The 15166-nt window shown below is 37.5% G+C and carries 18 protein-coding genes; 5 read left to right on the plus strand and 13 right to left on the minus strand.

The features are described from left to right. Positions 1 to 83 precede the first annotated feature (83 nt). From B2R82_RS09320 to B2R82_RS09335, 4 genes are all read left to right on the plus strand, one after another. Entirely contained in the window at positions 84 to 536 is a 453-nt protein-coding gene (locus B2R82_RS09320) for a MarR family winged helix-turn-helix transcriptional regulator (protein ID WP_286924582.1), read from the plus strand. A gap of 13 nt (positions 537 to 549) precedes the next feature. After that, positions 550 to 1548: a serine hydrolase domain-containing protein gene (locus B2R82_RS09325; protein ID WP_286924583.1), complete on the plus strand. Its 999-nt coding sequence runs from the start codon at positions 550 to 552 to the stop codon at positions 1546 to 1548. 329 nt (positions 1549 to 1877) lie between these two features. Next, a complete protein-coding gene (locus tag B2R82_RS09330; protein WP_286924584.1) occupies positions 1878 to 2036 on the plus strand; it encodes a hypothetical protein in 159 nt (52 codons plus the stop codon). Between the two features lie 384 nt (positions 2037 to 2420). After that, the gene (locus B2R82_RS09335) at positions 2421 to 2738 is read left to right on the plus strand and encodes a hypothetical protein (RefSeq protein ID WP_286924585.1); all 318 of its coding nucleotides are present in this window, start codon (positions 2421 to 2423) and stop codon (positions 2736 to 2738) included. Positions 2739 to 2910: 172 nt separating this feature from the next. On the opposite strand, the gene B2R82_RS09340 is transcribed toward B2R82_RS09335, so the two are convergent. Then, positions 2911 to 3999: a M42 family metallopeptidase gene (locus tag B2R82_RS09340; protein WP_286924586.1), complete on the minus strand. Its 1089-nt coding sequence runs from the start codon at positions 3997 to 3999 to the stop codon at positions 2911 to 2913. Positions 4000 to 4093: 94 nt separating this feature from the next. After that, the gene (locus B2R82_RS09345) at positions 4094 to 4579 is read right to left on the minus strand and encodes a dUTP diphosphatase (protein ID WP_286924587.1); all 486 of its coding nucleotides are present in this window, start codon (positions 4577 to 4579) and stop codon (positions 4094 to 4096) included. Between the two features lie 102 nt (positions 4580 to 4681). On the opposite strand from B2R82_RS09345, the gene B2R82_RS09350 reads away from it, so the two are divergent. Next, positions 4682 to 5077, plus strand: coding sequence for a sigma-w pathway protein ysdB (locus tag B2R82_RS09350; RefSeq protein ID WP_286924588.1), 396 nt, complete (start codon positions 4682 to 4684; stop codon positions 5075 to 5077). 42 nt (positions 5078 to 5119) lie between these two features. Here B2R82_RS09350 and B2R82_RS09355 read toward each other — a convergent pair whose 3' ends face one another. The 11 genes from B2R82_RS09355 to mutM all read right to left on the minus strand — a co-directional run bounded on the left by B2R82_RS09355 (position 5120) and on the right by mutM (position 15163). Next, the gene (locus B2R82_RS09355; RefSeq protein ID WP_286924589.1) at positions 5120 to 5380 is read right to left on the minus strand and encodes a DUF1294 domain-containing protein; all 261 of its coding nucleotides are present in this window, start codon (positions 5378 to 5380) and stop codon (positions 5120 to 5122) included. A 136-nt stretch (positions 5381 to 5516) separates the two neighbouring features. Beyond that, the gene (gene rplT, locus B2R82_RS09360; RefSeq protein ID WP_025114500.1) at positions 5517 to 5876 is read right to left on the minus strand and encodes a 50S ribosomal protein L20; all 360 of its coding nucleotides are present in this window, start codon (positions 5874 to 5876) and stop codon (positions 5517 to 5519) included. A 57-nt stretch (positions 5877 to 5933) separates the two neighbouring features. Next, on the minus strand, positions 5934 to 6134 hold the full coding sequence (gene rpmI / locus B2R82_RS09365) for a 50S ribosomal protein L35 (RefSeq protein ID WP_004226312.1): 201 nt from the start codon (positions 6132 to 6134) through the stop codon (positions 5934 to 5936). A gap of 31 nt (positions 6135 to 6165) precedes the next feature. After that, positions 6166 to 6669 (minus strand): translation initiation factor IF-3, encoded by a 504-nt coding sequence (infC, locus tag B2R82_RS09370; RefSeq protein ID WP_016994853.1) that lies wholly within the window; start codon positions 6667 to 6669, stop codon positions 6166 to 6168. A gap of 411 nt (positions 6670 to 7080) precedes the next feature. Next, positions 7081 to 9012, minus strand: coding sequence for a threonine--tRNA ligase (gene thrS / locus B2R82_RS09375; RefSeq protein ID WP_286924590.1), 1932 nt, complete (start codon positions 9010 to 9012; stop codon positions 7081 to 7083). A 355-nt stretch (positions 9013 to 9367) separates the two neighbouring features. Next, positions 9368 to 10297: a primosomal protein DnaI gene (dnaI, locus tag B2R82_RS09380; RefSeq protein WP_286924671.1), complete on the minus strand. Its 930-nt coding sequence runs from the start codon at positions 10295 to 10297 to the stop codon at positions 9368 to 9370. 23 nt (positions 10298 to 10320) lie between these two features. Beyond that, the gene (locus tag B2R82_RS09385; protein WP_286924591.1) at positions 10321 to 11688 is read right to left on the minus strand and encodes a replication initiation and membrane attachment family protein; all 1368 of its coding nucleotides are present in this window, start codon (positions 11686 to 11688) and stop codon (positions 10321 to 10323) included. Between the two features lie 18 nt (positions 11689 to 11706). Further along, the gene (nrdR, locus tag B2R82_RS09390) at positions 11707 to 12177 is read right to left on the minus strand and encodes a transcriptional regulator NrdR (protein WP_283869130.1); all 471 of its coding nucleotides are present in this window, start codon (positions 12175 to 12177) and stop codon (positions 11707 to 11709) included. 237 nt (positions 12178 to 12414) lie between these two features. Then, a complete protein-coding gene (locus B2R82_RS09395) occupies positions 12415 to 13437 on the minus strand; it encodes a glyceraldehyde-3-phosphate dehydrogenase (protein WP_286924592.1) in 1023 nt (340 codons plus the stop codon). A gap of 237 nt (positions 13438 to 13674) precedes the next feature. Further along, positions 13675 to 14277, minus strand: coding sequence for a dephospho-CoA kinase (gene coaE / locus B2R82_RS09400; protein WP_286924593.1), 603 nt, complete (start codon positions 14275 to 14277; stop codon positions 13675 to 13677). A gap of 13 nt (positions 14278 to 14290) precedes the next feature. Further along, on the minus strand, positions 14291 to 15163 hold the full coding sequence (gene mutM / locus B2R82_RS09405; RefSeq protein ID WP_286924594.1) for a bifunctional DNA-formamidopyrimidine glycosylase/DNA-(apurinic or apyrimidinic site) lyase: 873 nt from the start codon (positions 15161 to 15163) through the stop codon (positions 14291 to 14293). Positions 15164 to 15166 lie beyond the last annotated feature (3 nt).

Consider the following 15166-nt stretch of genomic DNA (forward strand, 5'->3'; position numbering starts at 1 on the left):
CTATTTTCATTCTAAAAATATTTGTATTATCATTAATCTGCATTTATAATTAATATACATTAACTATTTAGGCGGTGAAATAAATGGAGAAAGAGCTTATGCAACTTGTAAAAGAGCTGAACCAAATAGAATATGAAACAAATGTAATGCTAACAGAAGAATTCTCCACCCTGTTAGACGAAACGTTAACTACAAAGCAAGCACTATTCTTAAGTCTTCTTCAAACACATGGTCCCTTGCAAACCTTCGAATTAGCAAAACTGATGGGAACATCTGCTAGTGCTGTTAGTCAATTAGTAGGAAGATTGGAACAGGAGGGCTTTATAAAAAGATCCATAAGTAAAAAGGATCGTAGAGAAATCATTATCGAGTTGGATACGAGAGGTCATGATTATTTTCAGAAGCAGGAAGAAATTGAGCTAGCCATTATCAATAAATACTATTCACAGCTCTCTAAAGGAGATTTGCTGCAATTAAAAGAAATATTCATGAAATTACATGCTATTGTCTCTAATGCACAAAAAAATAGCGATTAAGGGAGGAATATTTGTGAATTTAAATGATTTAAAAAAGGATATTTTTAAAATTGCTTATCCTTACATAAAGCCTCGTCCGAATGTAACCTTATCCATTGGTGTTTTTTGTCGTGACCAAGACGCTACTTTTATATTCAACGGCTCAAATGTCACATATGATAAAAAGCCCTATATCTATGAAATTGGGTCAATCTCTAAAGTTTTAACAACATCCATGTTTGGGGAAATGATACAAGAAGGGATCGTGAAGGTTGAAGACTCTATCGGCAAATATTTTTCTGCAATTCCTGATAATCACCCTGTTACTTTGAGGCATCTGGCAAATCATACATCTGGTCTACCGGGGATAGGTGTATTGAAGAACATCTATAATCTTTTTGATAGCCAAACACCTCGTGACCCTTTTTGTCCCTACTCATTGAATGAGACCATACATTATTTTAAAACCCATACATATGAGCCTAAAGCTAAGTTTAGGTATTCTAATGTGGGAATGGGACTTTTAGGATATTTATTAGCAAATGAACTTCATACTGACTTTGAAACAGCTATCACACGTAGAATCGTAGAGCCTTTAAATTTAACCAACACCTTTATTTCTATCCCCTCCTCTAAAGAAGATGCCATATTAGAGGGTTACTCTGTTCGTGGACATAACAAGCCTCCACTTCAAATGAATGAATTTATGGCAGCGGGAGCTATTCGATCCACAGTTGATGATTTATTAAAATTTATAAAAATACATGTTGGCAATCAAAATTCAGGCTATCAATTAACACACCAAGCTACCCATACTATTTCAAAAGATATAAGCATCGGACTAGGATGGTTGCTTGAAGACGATATTTTTTGGCATAACGGGTCAACGAAAGGCTTCTCTAGTTATCTAGGATTTAATAAAAAACAGCAAACAGGAGTCGTGATTTTATCCAATTATCGATCCCCTATACTAGCAACAAATCCTGTTCATATGGGGAAAGATATCTTACAGCTTTTACAAAATTCTTTATAGAGAAAATGGGGTGTTTCTTGAATGAAAAAAAGGAATACCCTATACTTCACAAGAACACTCTTGTAGCTCCTATACATAGCGTGACATCTGTCAACTCCTTCACTTATTCTCAATAGTTCATAGGCTCGTTAAACGCTTCTAGAAGCTAGCTATGGTTTTTGTCATAAGCTAACTTAACATACACAAGCTGTTACTTTAGTTCATGTAACGATCAATATTACTCGTTAGATACTTCCCATTTACCTACCAATTAATACGCCACCATGTTACGATTTCTATAAGGGATAATTTTCAATCGGTTATGATAAGGGCAATTTTGGAGGTTAATTATGCAAAGTTATTTAGTTTACACTCTATTACTAATCTTAATTTTTATTGCAATGGTTAGCTCTTGGGGAAACTCCTCTAAAACGGTATGGTATGTAATAGCATCTACAAGTATTATCTGCTTAATGATTATGAAAGCAATTGAACGAAAAAGACACTGAATAACAGGGCAATTATCGCCTATAAGCATCAGTCAATATCATTTGTACCATATAGTTACTCCCCACATCACTATTTGTGAATTCTCTACACTTTAACAAAGGAACGGTCAACAAAATGGCAGGTAAAAAAACGAAAAGAGGGGAATGTATGATAAAGAAAAACATTCGATTTGCGTTGTTATTTTTCATAGTAACAATTGGGTGTAAATTAATTTTTCAAAATGACATTAAGTGGGGAGAAACTATAACAATCGCAATTTTAATATTTCTGTTTGCACTGTTGTATGATTGGTCAAATGTCCCATATAAATGGAAGAAACAACAATAGAGTTATACCCTGAATTCCCTTATTAGATATAGGAATAAATGAAAGGAGATTACAGTATGGAATTATTCACGGAATTTATAGGTATTGTTCTACCCATTGCAATAATTGGAGGAATTGCGGTCTTTGTTGTTAAAAGGCTTGAGCAAAAACATAAGCAGGGGAAATTAGGTAAGAAAAAATCAAAAGGCGCACAAAATTTATTAGATAGTTTAATACCATTAGGAATGCTTGTTGGTTGTGCAAATGGTTTGATTCTTAGCATGTTTTTCTCCATTTCATTATTATCTTCAATAAGTTTCGGCTCAGGAATAGGCTTACTACTTGGCTATTTTGCTTATGAAATTTATGGCAATAGAGAGGAAAATTATTCATAAGAAACTTTATTCCTTAATAGGCCACTTTGACTTGACTTGTGTTTTTGATTAATCTTCATAATCGCAAGTCCTTTTTTATTCTTTTACAAAAAATAAAGCGAGTTATTTGGTCTTGGAATCGTGAAAAAAGCCTCCTAACATTTTGTTAGAAGGCTAAACCCTATTAGCAGTATCAGTCAAAAATAATTTGATTAACTGCATCTCTGTCTAATTTTTTTATAACTTCTACCACTAATTTTACGGCATTATCATAATCATCACGATGTAGAATACCTGCATGTGAGTGGATATAGCGTGTTGCAATACCGATTGATAGTGCAGGTATGCCGTTAGCTGTTACGTGAATAGAGCCTGCGTCTGTACCGCCACCAGCCATTGTCTCGAATTGATAGGGAATATTATGCTCGTCAGCCACATCTAATACGAATTCGCGTAAGCCACGATGGGATACCATTGATGCATCATAGACAACAATTTGTGGACCAGCGCCCATTTTACTTGTTGATTCCTTCGCTGTTACCCCTGGCGTGTCCCCAGCAACACCTACATCGACAGCAAAGCCAATATCAGGCTGGATTTTATGAGTCGCCGTTTTCGCACCACGTAGACCGACTTCCTCTTGTACATTCCCTACGGAGTATAGGATGTTAGGATGTTTTTCATTTTGTAACGCTTTCATAACATCAATAGCAATTGCACAGCCAATACGGTTATCCCATGCCTTTGCTAAAAGATACTTGTCGTTTTTCATAACATTAAATTCAAAATATGGTGTTACCATATCACCAGGACGCACGCCCCATTCAACCACTTCTTCCTTAGAAGCTGCACCCACATCAATAAACATATCTTTAATGTCTACTACTTTGTTTCGTACATCTGCTGGTAAAATATGTGGTGGCTTTGAACCAATTACCCCGATAATTTCATCACCTTTACGAGTTGTAATTGTCACACGCTGTGCAAGCATTACCTGGCTCCACCAGCCACCTACAGTTTGGAATTTAATAAATCCTTTATCATCAATTTGTGTAACCATGAAGCCAACTTCATCTAAATGCCCTGCCACCATAATTTTTGGACCATTTTCATCGCCCACTTTTTTTGCGATAACACTACCTAAGTTATCTGTTTCTACTGAGTCTGCATATGGTGCAATGTATTTTTTCATGACCTCGCGTGGTGCACGTTCATTCCCTGCTATTCCATTCGCATCCGTTAAATCTTTAAACATTTGTAATGTTGGATCTAGTTGTGTCATCCTTTTGCCTCCTACTTCTAAAATCCTCTCTATTATACTTCGTTTACCGAAATATTCCTAGTATAATCGTCTGAAAATTGATGTATTTCTCACATTAATATCCTGAACGCTGGCGATTATAATTTTCTTCATTCTTTTCTATATACGCTGCCACAACGTCCTCAAACGTTAAGCCTAAATTATACGCAAGTAAACTATAGCATTGCCAAATCCTTAAATATCTATCCTCTGATGGCTGGTGAATAAAGGCTAAAATATAGTCCTGTGTCAATAAGAAAATTTCTGTTAAATTTCGCTTTTCTTGAATTACTGGCCATTTTTCTAGCTTTGTGTAACCCTTTAGTAGACCAAGGGATAATATAAAATGAATTGAATCCACATACTCCTCTAAAATAACAGAACGAGCTGAGGGTCCCTTTGTACTCCAAAATTTAAAGCAGCGTGTTTCATTAGCTAGTTCTGCTAATTCAACCATTAATGCTAAACCTTTTTCTTTAAAAACATCCTGTTCAATTTTTTGTGTTTTCTCGATAAAATCATCAAGCCCTTGCTGCATTTTAAACAATTGTTGTAAATTCATTTTTTTCTCCTAAATTTCTAAAATAATTTATAAAAAGTGAAACTAATTTCCCCCTTCAATCGTATAGGGAAGAATAACCTTTATTCAAGGGGGAAATAAAACATGTTGCCGTTACTAATTCGACTTGCTGTAATTGCGCTTATAATCTATGTATTTTACAAAGCGATTCGTTATATAACCGATCCTAAGCGAAAACTTGATGAAGCCTATGAAAAAGGCCATTATTATTTTTACGATGATGTTAAAAATGTCCGAAAAAATTTCTTTATATCCTATAAGGGTGCACTTTTTGAAGGTGAAAAATACCTCGGTACTACTGAGGAAGCCTTTGAGGTTGTGACAATTTTCGTTGGTGCTCGTGATGCTGCGACATTGCAGGGCTTCAAAAAAAGTGATTTTGAATATTTACAGCAAGAAATCCTATTGAATTATCCAAGCGCAAAAATTAATTGGAAGCAGCCCATTGAACAGCTTATGCGCAACACATCCTCCTCATGAGGATGTGTTTTTAATTAACGTATTTTTTGTGTCTCCTTACTCTCACCATAGCTGTACAACGATAAAAATTTGAACAGCGGCTAACAGTGGGAAGCCAAAAGCAAAGCTGTTATGGCGTGTTTTATGACGAAATAAATACATTCCCAACACGCCGCCTATTGCCCCTCCAGCAATGGCCAACGTAAAAAGCGAACGTTCCGCAATTCGCCACTCATGCTTTTTTGCTTTGGATTTATCCATGCCCATCATTACGAGCAATACTATAGAAACAATTGCCATATAGGCTACTAATGCTTGTCCCATTGAAGTCTCCTTTACAAGTGATTTACTACTAATCTAACATAAAAAAGACTGACGGATACATCCATCAGTCTTGAGAAAAATTTTGCACCTGTCGCTTCGCCTTCGGTGCAGAAATAATTTTTAACTTCGTCAAAATTTATTTAGCAACTGCTTTTTTAGCAGCATCTGCTAATTGAGTGAATGCTGTTGCATCTGTTACAGCTAGATCTGCTAACATTTTACGGTTAACTTCGATACCAGCAACTTTTAAACCGTGCATTAAACGGCTATAAGAAAGACCGTTCATACGAGCAGCTGCATTAATACGAGTGATCCATAATTTACGGAAATCACGTTTTTTCTGACGACGGTCACGGTATGCATATTGACCTGACTTCATTACTGCTTGGTTAGCAACTTTATATAATGTATGTTTTGAACCATAGTAACCTTTAGCTAATTTTAATACTTTTTTACGACGTTTGCGCGTCACTGTTCCGCCTTTTACGCGTGGCATATGAATTACCTCCTGCTTTTCATTAAAAAATGAATGTTAGTATTTTTTTGTAGTCAATTATTTCATGTAAACAAGTAAAGATTTGATGCGTTTGAAGTCACCAGATGAAACGATGTTTGCTTTACGTAAGTGACGTTTTTGTTTCGTAGATTTGTTTGCGAATAAGTGGCTTCCGTAAGCGCGGTCGTATTTTAATTTACCTGAACCCGTTTTTTTGAAACGTTTCGCAGCTCCACGGTGAGTTTTCATTTTTGGCATGTCGAATTCCTCCTAAACTGTTCGTCTAATATTATTTCTCGTTCTTTGGTTGAAGAACTAAGAACATGCTTCGGCCTTCCATCTTCGGCTTTTGTTCTACCGTCGATACTTCAGCACAAGCTTCAGCAAAGCGATCTAGCACACGTTGACCAATTTCTTTATGTGTAATCGCACGACCTTTGAAACGTAGGCTACATTTAACTTTATCGCCTTTTTCAAGGAATTTAATCGCATTACGTAACTTCGTTTGGAAATCATGTTCATCGATTGTTGGGCTCAAACGAACCTCTTTCATGACGATGACCTTTTGATTTTTACGAATTTCACGGTCTTTCTTTTGCTGTTCAAACTTAAATTTACCATAGTCCATGATACGAGCGACTGGCGGCTTGGCTTGAGGGGCCACAAGGACAAGATCCAAGTTTACACGAGCGGCGATTTCTAGCGCTTCATTACGTGTCTTTACACCAAGCTGGTCACCATTGTGATCGATTAATCGAAGTTCACGTGCGCGAATGCCTTCGTTTACATACATGTCTTTGCTAATAGTAATCCACCTCCAAGTAATTGTCGCGAATACATGGTTTGGGCAAAGTCTTGCCCGGTTGAACGGTACATCCTCTTGTCATGTCCATAAAAAAAGGACGGACACTTTGAAGATGTCCGCCCGCTATATGTGCATGCGCAAGTCTGCGCAAAACAATTCAACGTGTCATACCTGTTCACAGCCTAGAGCGTTAATCAGGTGAGAAGCGGGCAGCCTCTACTTCAACCACAAACTTTGTATTCATTAACCTTAATTATATTAGCATGTATATAAAAAGCTGTCAAATATTTATTTTCTTATCCCTACTAGATTGACCTAGAAAAAAATATTTTATACAAAAGCAAGATTCACTTTATACAGAAACCCTCACTAATACAAGCGAGGGTTTCTTGTGAATGCTTATTTAGTAATTTCTGCTTTTATAGTTGCTAGGAAATCTTCAAAGCTAATTGTTTCAGAATCTTTTGAGCCATAACGACGTACATTCACGCCATTTGCCTCAACTTCTTTATCCCCAATGACAAGCATATACGGGATTTTTTTCATTTGTGCTTCACGAATTTTATAGCCTAATTTTTCTTCACGGTCATCCATTTCTACACGTAAGCCTGCTGCTGTTAATTGCTCTTCAATTTGTTTTGCATAGTCGAAGTGGGCTTCATTCGATACTGGAATCACTTCTACTTGAACTGGCGCTAACCATGTTGGGAATGCGCCTTTATATTCTTCAATTAAGAAGGCTACGAAACGTTCCATTGTTGAAACAACACCACGGTGAATAACTACTGGACGATGTGGCTTTCCATCTTCACCAACGTAAGTTAGATCAAAACGTTCAGGTAATAAGAAGTCTAGTTGAACTGTTGATAAAGTCTCTTCTTTACCAATCGCTGTTTTTACTTGTACGTCAAGTTTAGGGCCATAGAACGCAGCCTCACCTTCCGCTTCAAAGTAATCTAAGCCAAGCTCATCCATCGCTTCTTTTAACATGCTTTGTGCTTTTTCCCACATTTCATCATCATCGAAGTATTTCTCTGTATCTGCTGGGTCGCGGTAAGATAAACGGAATGAATAATCATTTAAATCGAAATCTTTATAAACCTCTAAAATTAACTGCACCACTTTTTGGAATTCTGCTTTAATTTGGTCAGGACGAACAAAGATATGGGCATCGTTTAAAGTCATACCACGTACACGTTGTAGGCCAGAAACAGCTCCTGACATTTCATAACGGTGCATTGTACCAAGCTCTGCAATACGCAATGGCAGATTACGATATGAATGCATGCTATTTTTGTACACCATCATATGGTGAGGACAGTTCATTGGTCGCATAATTAATGTTTCATTGTCCATCTCCATTGGTGGGAAAATAGAATCTTGATAGTGATCCCAGTGACCAGAAGTTTGATAAAGCTCTTTTGAACCTAATACTGGTGTATAAACATGCTTATAGCCAAGTGATAATTCTTTATCGACAATATAACGTTCAATGACACGACGAATTGTTGCACCATTTGGCAACCAAAGTGGTAAACCTTGACCTACCTTTTGAGAAGTTGTGAACAGGTCTAATTCTTTCCCAATTTTACGGTGATCACGCTCTTTTGCTTCTTCAAGCATTTGTAGGTGGTGTTTTAATTCCTCTTTTTTGAAGAACGCTGTCCCATAAATACGTTGAAGCATTTTATTATCAGAGTTCCCTCTCCAATAAGCGCCCGCTAAAGATAGAAGTTTGAATTCACGAAGCTTACCAGTGGCTGGTACGTGAATACCACGGCAAAGGTCGAAAAATTCCCCTTGATAATAAATAGAAACTTGCTCATCTTCAGGAATGGCTTCCAGTAATTCTAACTTATATTCGTCGCCAATTTCCTCATAGATTGCTTGAGCCTCAGCACGGCTTACATTTTTGCGTTCTATTTCTAGGTTTTCAGCAATAATTTTTTTCATTTCTTTTTCAATGGCTGGTAAGTCTTCAGCAGTGATTGGTGTAGGTGCATCAATATCATAATAGAAGCCTCCTTCAATCACTGGACCAATACCAAGCTTCACCTCTGGGAATAGACGTTTAATCGCTTGCGCAGTTAAGTGAGCTGTTGAATGTCGTAAAATCTCAAGAGCTTCCTTATCATCTTGTGTAATGATAGCAATTGTTGCATCCTCTTCAATTGGTGTTTTTAAATCCACTAATACACCATTAATTTTACCCGCATAAGCTTTTTTTCGTAGACCTGGGCTGATTGATAATGCTACGTCATCAGTTGACGTGCCTTTTGCAAATTCCTTTACAGCGCCATCTGGAAAAGTTAATTTAATCATTTCTGACATTTTGTTTGCACTCCTTGCAGTTTTGTTATGATGCATGATGAAGTTTCGGAAACTAAAAAAGCCCCGTCCCTCACAAAAGGGACGAAGCATATGCTCGTGGTTCCACCCTTCTTCCTTCCGACGTTTCATAGTCAGACGAAGCTCAAGGCTAGCTAACGGGCTAGGGACCGGCGAAAGATTATCCCTTTCGCTGCTCAGTAGGTAGTAAATAATATGTTCTAACTAGGAAGCTTGCAGCCAATGACTTCCCTCTCTAAAAAGTTGATACACAAAATTCTTATCCTCATCAATGCATTTTATTAATTATTATATGTGACAGTATACGCTCGATTGTCGTAAAATGCAACTGGCAATGTTACATCCGTCGATTTTTGCCACGCATTTCAATCGGCTCCGTTAAGGCCTTAATACGTTCCATAATCCGTCCTGCTTTAACTACTTCGATATCACCTTTTTGTGATTGTGCTAAATGATGTTCCAATTCATCATAATTAAAATTAGAAGTGATAAAAGTTGGTAATTGCTCAGCCATACGATAATGGAATATAGTTCCCAAAATTTCATCCCTCGTCCAAGTGGTCATCGTTTCGGCTCCTAGGTCATCAAGCATCAGCACAGGTGCCTTTTTCACATAGTCTATTTTTTCATTCAATGTATTATCACCAATGGCATTTTTCATTTCTCGTAAAAATTCTGGCACAAAAACGACTACTGAACGTATTTTGATAGCAGCTAATTCATTAGCCAAGGCACCCAATACAAAGGATTTCCCTACACCAAACTTTCCGTATAAATAATAGCCCTTTGCAGGGAGCTTCCCTGATTCCACAGTAGCCTTGACAAATTGTGCCGCTTTTTGCGCAATCATAACGCGAGATTCGTCGTCAATCATTAAATCTTGAATGGTTGCTTGAAGAACATCTTTGGGCATATGCATACTCGCAATCATATTGGCTACATCCCTGCGCTCATCCTCACGTATTTTTTGCTCACAACGCACATAATCCATTTCAACAGTATTTCGAACGACACGTAAAGTTGGAATAAAACCTTTTAAATAGTTTGTACAATGATCTGTATTGTCACAGCCACAGCAAACAGTAGATTGACTTATAAACTCATGAAGCTTCGGTAAATTACGCTCAATGGAATCATAGCTTAACTCATTTGCATGCGCTGCTAAAAAATCTTGCACACGAGGGTTTTCTAAAATTTCTCGACGCATCGCTTCGTAACGCTCTTGAAATGATGGTACATTAACTGCTCTTTTTAATGGTCCATTAATTTGTTCGATTGTCGTTCACCCTCCTATTTATCACTTTTCCCTAGCATTTCTAATATTTTTTTTCGCTCTTTTTCAAAATCCATCGTGCTTGAGGTGCTTTCCTCCTGCTGCTCATTACGCTTGTAAAACCATTCAGGTACCTTCTCTTCTCGTTGCTTTCCTGAACGTCCTTTGACATTTTGACTGCTTTTACTCGGTGTCTGGGGTTTATTTTTCCAAGTAGTGTATTTATCATGCTCCTGACGCGCAAGCTCCATTGCTTCCTTAGCAGTTTGAATATTTTTGCGAACCCAATGATCTGCAATTGTCTCTACATACTTTTTAGGTAGCTTCATATCCGTAGTAAGCATTACATATTCTAAAAGAGCATTGACAACTCCTACTGGCATGCCATGCTGAACAATTAAACTTTCAGCAAGTTGGACAGAGGTTTGTAGAGGCTCTTTACCGTTATTAATATCTCGTAGCACTTGAATAGGAGGTGTGGTTTCTAGGTATTGCTGTAGCTCCTGATCCTTTGTTTTATGTCCTGCTCCTTCTACAGGGGCTGGCTCATTTACTCGCATCAATTTTGGTGGCTCTTTTGAGACCGTTAGCTTATAAAAATCAGCCGCAGCCTTACGAAGCCGCTCCTGTGAAATGCCCACATCATCATCTAAAGCTAGAATCACTATTTTTTGCATATCTAGTGCAGTTAAATGATACAGGAATGCAAGCTTAGCAATTGTTTCACGAACATCTAATGTAAGTAAACTGGCAGGCACTAATTGCTCAGATAACCCTGCTTTAAGAAGCTCAAAATCAAACTGGTCAAAATAAAACGGATATATTTTTGACTGATTATCCTTGCTACTCTTACTAGCTTGTAAATCATCCGGAATATTTGAATTTACAGGCTTATAAACATCAATAAAAGCGCGAGATACGTCTTTAAATTCAGCATCTCTTGCAGGAGCTATAAAGCGCTGTCGCAGCCTCCGATAAGCTTGCTCTCCAATTTTACTAAATAAAAACATGGATAATAGCGGGTCTTTCATAAAACTATCTGCATCAAGTGGACGAATCAGTTCGTATAAAAAGCTTCGTTCTCCCGTATTTTCTTTCTTCCATGTACGTAATAGGCCAATCGCTTCAAGTGCTATTCGTGCCTCAAATATTTTACCAATCGGAAGCCCTAAAACATTCATTAAATAATAATGTGTCATTTGCTGACCTGGCATCTGCTCAGCTTCTGCCCAAAGTGTTAAATAAAGGCTAATCGGCTCTGCCCCAGTTAATGGCTGATAAAATAATGTTACTAATTGACGTTCCTGTGTAGAAAGTGCATGAGGTAAACGAATGTCAAAAGAATCAGCAGGCTGTAATTCCTTATACAAATGTATCAACGACATTCACCCTCTCTGTATTACTTAAGATTTTTGCTCTGTCTGACGTTGAATAATATCTTTAATTTCTTCAATAAAGACATTGATGTCCTTAAATTGACGATAAACCGATGCAAAGCGTACATATGCTACCTCATCAATTTTCGCTAGGCGGTCCATTACCATTTCCCCAACATCCTCAGAGCGTACTTCTGAATTACCAATACGACGGAGGTCTTTTTCAATCGATAATACAAGTTGCTCAAGTACATCTAGGGCAACTGGACGTTTTTCACAAGCACGAATAAGCCCACGAAGTACCTTTTCACGACTAAACTCCTCACGTGAACCTTCTTTTTTTACAACAACAAGTGGTGTCTCTTCAATTTTTTCAAACGTTGTAAAGCGAAAGCCACATGACTCACATTCACGACGTCTTCGAATTTCTTTATTATCATCTACTGGCCTCGAATCCACTACACGCGTTCCGTTAAATTGGCAAGATGGACATCTCATATCTTTACTCTCCTGATTTCACAACAATTTAATATTCCTATTATAACAAATTTCCCACATGTAAGAAAAGCGCATTCACACTAGTGTGCTCATGATAAACCCTGAAAGCAGAAAGTACAAGTATAGATGGCAACAATTTTTCAAGTAAATTCCCTTAAAAAGCTAATGTAAGAAACTATTACTCTAACAAAAAAGCACATTGAAATCCTGGTGATTTCAATGTGCTTGGTATAATAATTAGGCGTTAACTGTTTCTAAAGCGTTTGCCACTTTTTTCACAAGATCTACTACACGTGCAGAATAACCCCATTCATTGTCGTACCATGCAAGTACTTTTACTTTGCGGCTACCCATTACCATTGTCGAAAGTCCATCAACTGTAGAAGAGTAAGTTGTTGTATTGTAATCAGAAGATACTAGAGGCTCAACTGAGAAGTTTAAAATTCCTTTCATTGGTCCTTCAGTAGCAGCCTTCACAAATGCAGCATTAACAGAATCTACTGTTACATCTGTGTTTAAATCCACTACAAGGTCCACTAAAGATACGTTTGGTGTTGGAACACGAAGTGACATACCATGAATTTTTCCTTCTAATTCTGGTAATACCAACTTTAATGCTTTTGCAGCGCCTGTAGATGTTGGAATGATTGACTGCGCACAACCACGTGCACGACGTAAATCTTTATGTGGATTATCTAGGTTCTTTTGATCATTTGTATAGGCATGAACAGTTGTCATTAAGCCATTATCGATGCCAAATGTGTCATTTAATACTTTCGCAACTGGTGCTAAGCAATTTGTAGTACAAGATGCATTTGAAATAACATCATGTTTTGCAATATCAAGTTTATCGTCATTTACACCTAAAACAATGGTTACGTCCTCGTTTTTACCTGGTGCTGTTAAGATTACTTTCTTTGCACCTGCATCTAGGTGCATCGCTGCTTTTTCACGATCATTAAATTTACCAGTTGCTTCGATAACAATATCTACACCCATTGTAGCCCATGGTAATTTTAAAGGGTCACGCTCGCTAATAATTTGAACACGTTTACCATTTACAATTAAAGCATCGCCTGCTGGTTCAACCGTACCTTCAAATGTTCCGTGATTTGTGTCATACTTAATCAAATGTGCTAACGTTTCTGCTGGATAGCTCGCGTTAATAGCCACAATATTTAAACCCTCTTGTACGATCGCTTGGCGGAAAACCATACGTCCGATACGTCCGAAACCATTAATAGCAATTGATACTGTCATTTATAAAATCCTCCTGTGAGTACATACTCAGATTAATTATATACTTTATGGTGATTAGTATAACACAATTTTAAAAAAGATGAACATTATATACTCATAATATTAAAGTTCTTATTTTCTGAAAAATAATTTTGTCAAATTTTATCCCTATTATGGCGTAAGCAAACATAAAAAATGCGTAGTAAGATATGCTTACTACGCATCAGGCAATGAAAAAATGTCTTTATTTACAGGATTTTAATTAGCATCTAAAACATCCCATTTTGTAAGAATTTTTTTCAACTGCTCCTCTGTTTGTCCTAAATTTTCATTATTGTAAATAACTGCATGTGCTCCCTTTTCCTTCACTGACATCGGGAGCTGTGAATGCATTCGCGCTAATGCATCCTCCTTCGACAAATTGTTGCGCTCCATTAAGCGGCGAAGCTGGACTTCCTCGCTCACAGAAACCACAATGATTCGCTCAACGAAATGCTGTAGCTTACTTTCAAATAGGAGTGGGATATCCATTACGACATGCTTGTTGCCAGCCTCTAAATAGGCATCGCGCTGGCGCAGCATTTCCTGACGAATAGCTGGATGCATAATATCATTTAAAATTTTGCGCTTTGCAGGCTCATGGAAAATAATATCGCCAAGTTTAGCACGATTTAAAGTGCCATTTTCCAGCAGAATATCTTGTCCAAATTGCTCAGCGATTAATGCTAGTGTTTCCGTTCCTGGTTCCACAACATCGCGCGCTACTATATCTGCATCGACAATTGGCAAACCAAGAGCTGTTATCATTTTCGCAACGGTACTTTTTCCACTCGCAATACTTCCTGTTAATCCGATAATCATCGCTTATTCCCCTTTAATGTTGACAATTTGGGCAAAAGACAGACGTGCGCCCACCAATTGTCATTTGGCTCGTTGCCGTATCACACACTGGACACATCTTTTTCCCATACATCTGAAGTCGATTTTGCATGCTTCCAGCCTCACCATTAATATTACGATAATCTGAAATCGTTGAACCTCCTGCGTTAATGCTTTGACGTAAAACAGTAACAATCGCTTCAAATAGTGCACGTTTACGCTTTTCACTAATACGGTTCATTTTGCGAGCTGGGTGAATTTTTTGAGCAAATAATGCCTCAGTTGCATAAATATTGCCACAACCCGAAATTACCTGTCCATCCATAATAACTTCCTTCACGGATTTATTCTCATATTTTGGAAATTTTGATTGAGCAATAAAATAATCACAAGCTATTTCATCGAATGGCTCTGGTGCCATTTTTGTTAACGGTGTATGGTCTTCAATTTTTTCTAAAAAACGAAGTTCACCAAAACGGCGAATGTCTGAATAAATTAAAAAACCGCCATCTGACATTTTGAAAGTAGCATGTATATGCTTTTGAAATTTTGCTTCATTGATTTCCTCTGGCGAATTTACCACAAACCATGCACCTGTCATCCCTAAATGACTAACAAGCACATAGGGAACATTCTCTTTACGCATATGAAAAAAGATATACTTTGCACGTCTCTCGATTTTTGTAATGGTCATTTGGGTTAAGGACATTTCAAAGGCATCAGGCTCAGCTTGCTTGACAATACATTGTTTTCCTTCCCCAAAGGAAAAACGAATGACCTCAGAAAGCTGCACCTGTTGGATTGTCCGTCCCTCCATTTTAGGCTTTAATGCCTGGACGACACCTTCAACCTCTGGTAATTCAGGCATTTA

The organism is Lysinibacillus sp. UBA6686 (genome assembly GCF_002455205.1).
Classification (GTDB): Bacteria; Bacillota; Bacilli; order Bacillales_A; family Planococcaceae; genus Lysinibacillus; species Lysinibacillus pakistanensis.